This window comes from Streptomyces sp. NPDC001348 (genome assembly GCF_053597535.1).
Window position 1 is genome coordinate 1 of sequence record NZ_JBSFIK010000034.1, and the last position, 2,939, is coordinate 2,939.

2 protein-coding genes are annotated in these 2,939 nt (G+C 71.2%); one reads left to right on the plus strand and one right to left on the minus strand.

Annotation, left to right across the window (positions count from 1 at the left end; translation table 11 throughout):
• The coding region (locus ACWC21_RS29440; RefSeq protein WP_450886095.1) for a maltotransferase domain-containing protein at positions 1-558 on the minus strand (558 nt) is incomplete at its 3' end.
• Between the two features lie 265 nt (positions 559-823).
• On the opposite strand from ACWC21_RS29440, the gene glgP reads away from it, so the two are divergent.
• Positions 824-2,939, plus strand: a 2,116-nt coding sequence (gene glgP, locus ACWC21_RS29445) for an alpha-glucan family phosphorylase (RefSeq protein WP_450886097.1), incomplete at its 3' end; no start/stop codon positions are given.

The following is a 2,939-nucleotide window of genomic DNA, read 5'->3' on the forward strand; positions in this document are numbered from 1 at the left end:
CCCCGCCGGCACCTTGATCCGCGCGTGGTGCCGCCAGGTGGCGACCGGATCGCCCCACGCCTCCACGGAGTACGTCCACATCCCCGGCGCGTCCGGAGTGACGTCCGCGCCCCAGCGGTCGGTACCCGGAGCGAGTTCACGCATCGGCGTGAAGGGCCCCGGGCGGCCCTCGGGATCCCGCAGCACCACATTCGCGGCCACGGCGTCATGACCCTCACGGAACACGGTCGCGGAGATCTCGAACGTCTCGCCGACGACCGCCTTGGCGGGCCGGCGGCCGTGCTGGACGACCGGACGGACGTCGAGGACGGGTATGCGGCCGACGGCGGTGCCCTCGGTCGCGGAACTCCCCTCCGGGGCGGGCAGTCGGGCGTCGGCCGCGGTCCCCGGCCCGGTGGTTTTCTTACTGTCCTTACCGTTCTTACCGTTCTTACCGTTCTTGCGGTTCTTGCCGTTCTTGCCGGCGGTCCCGCTGTTCGTCCTGTCGGACTTGTCTGTTTCCTTGCTCGGTGTGCTGCTGCTTGTCGGTGGTGCTGACGAGTGGTGCGTGGCGGGCATGACCGCTCCTGTCCGCGTCAACGAGGGGGTGTGGGCGGATGACTGTGGGGAGGTGGGTCCTGCGGGTCGACCGATGCGCCTGGGGAGCGTACCGGAGGAGCCTTCCCACCCTATTCGGGTAGGCAATCCGGCACTTTGTTAACTACTCACGCGTATGTCTACACACAAGACCAGCCTCGCGGGTACGGGTACCCCGGGTACCGTCGGGGAGACGACGAGACGCACAACGGCGTGTGTCTCACACGCACTCCGTCCGAGGTGGAATGTGAAGGCGATCCGTCGGTTCACCGTCCGTCCCGTTCTCCCCGAACCCCTCCGGCCGCTGAGCGACCTGGCGCGCAACCTGCGCTGGTCCTGGCACACGGAAACGCGCGACCTCTTCCAGTCCATCGATCCCGAACGCTGGGCGGCCTCCGAGGGCGACCCGGTCCGGCTCCTCGGCGGTGTGCGCCCAGGGCGCCTCGACGAGCTGGCCGGCGACCGCCGGTTCCTGCGCCGCCTCGCCGCGGCCGCGGACGACCTCAACGACTACGTGACCGGTGACCGCTGGTACCAGACGCAGCCCGCCGGCCTGCCCGCCGCGATCGCCTACTTCTCCCCCGAGTTCGGCATCACGGCCGCCCTGCCCCAGTACTCCGGCGGCCTCGGCATCCTGGCCGGCGACCATCTGAAGGCGGCCAGTGACCTGGGGGTTCCGCTGATCGGTGTGGGGCTGCTGTACCGGCACGGCTACTTCCGGCAGACCCTGTCCCGGGACGGCTGGCAGCAGGAGCACTACCCCGTCCTCGACCCGCACGAACTGCCCCTCGCCCTGCTCGGCGAACCCGACGGCACACCCGCCCAGGTCTCCCTCGCCCTGCCCGGCGGAAAGCGGCTGCGCGCCCGGATCTGGGTGGCGCAGGTGGGCCGCGTACCGCTGCTGATGCTGGACTCCGACGTCGAGGAGAACGACTTCGGTGAACGTGGCGTCACCGACCGGCTGTACGGCGGCGGCAGCGAGCACCGGCTGCTGCAGGAGATGCTGCTCGGCATCGGGGGAGTGCGCGCGGTACGCACGTACTGCCGGCTCACCGGCCACCCCGAGCCAGAGGTCTTCCACACCAACGAGGGCCATGCCGGCTTCCTCGGCCTGGAGCGGATCGCCGAACTCCGCGAGGCCGGCCTCGACTTCGACGCTGCCCTGGAGGCGGTCCGGGCCGGGACCGTCTTCACCACGCACACCCCCGTCCCGGCCGGCATCGACCGCTTCGACCGGGAGCTGGTCGCCCGGCACTTCGGCCCCGACGCCGAGCTGCCGCGCATGGACGTCGAGCGCATCCTGCGGCTCGGCATGGAGACGTACCCGGGCGGCGACCCAGGCCTGTTCAACATGGCCGTGATGGGTCTGCGCCTGGCCCAGCGCGCCAACGGCGTGTCGTTGCTGCACGGCCAGGTCAGCCGGGAGATGTTCGCCGGACTCTGGCCGGGATTCGACCCCGAGGAGGTGCCGATCACCTCCGTCACCAACGGGGTGCACGCCCCGACCTGGGTCGCCCCCGAGGTCTTCCGGCTCGGCGCGCGCCAGGTCGGTGCCCAGCGCACCGAGGACGCGCTCACCGTCGACGGCAGCGACCGCTGGGACGCGGTCGCGGACATCCCGGACCAGGACATCTGGGAGCTGCGGCGCACGCTGCGCGAGCAGCTGGTGGTGGAGGTACGGGAACGGCTGCGCGCCTCCTGGCGGCAGCGGGGCGCGGGTACGGCCGAGCTGGGCTGGATCGACGGCGTCCTCGACCCCGACGTCCTCACGATCGGCTTCGCGCGCCGGGTTCCGTCGTACAAGCGCCTCACGCTCATGCTCCGTGACCGCGACCGGCTGACGGAACTGCTGCTCCACCCGGAACGCCCGGTCCAGATCGTGGTCGCCGGCAAGGCGCACCCCGCGGACGACGGCGGCAAGCGGCTGGTCCAGGAACTGGTCCGGTTCGCCGACGACCCGCGCGTCCGCCACCGCATCGTCTTCCTCCCCGACTACGGCATGGCGATGGCGCAGAAGCTCTACCCGGGGTGCGACATCTGGCTGAACAACCCCCTGCGCCCCCTGGAGGCGTGCGGTACCAGCGGCATGAAGGCGGCCCTCAACGGCTGCCTCAACCTGTCGGTCCTGGACGGCTGGTGGGACGAGTGGTTCCAGCCGGACTTCGGCTGGGCCGTCCCCACGGCGGACGGCGCGGGCACCGACCCCGACCGCCGCGACGACATCGAGGCCGCCGCCCTCTACGACCTCCTCGAACAACGGGTGACCCCCCGCTTCTACGAACGCGGCCGGTCCGACCTTCCCGACCGGTGGATCGAGATGGTCCGCCAGACCCTGACCCTGCTCGGCCCCAAGGTGCTGGCGG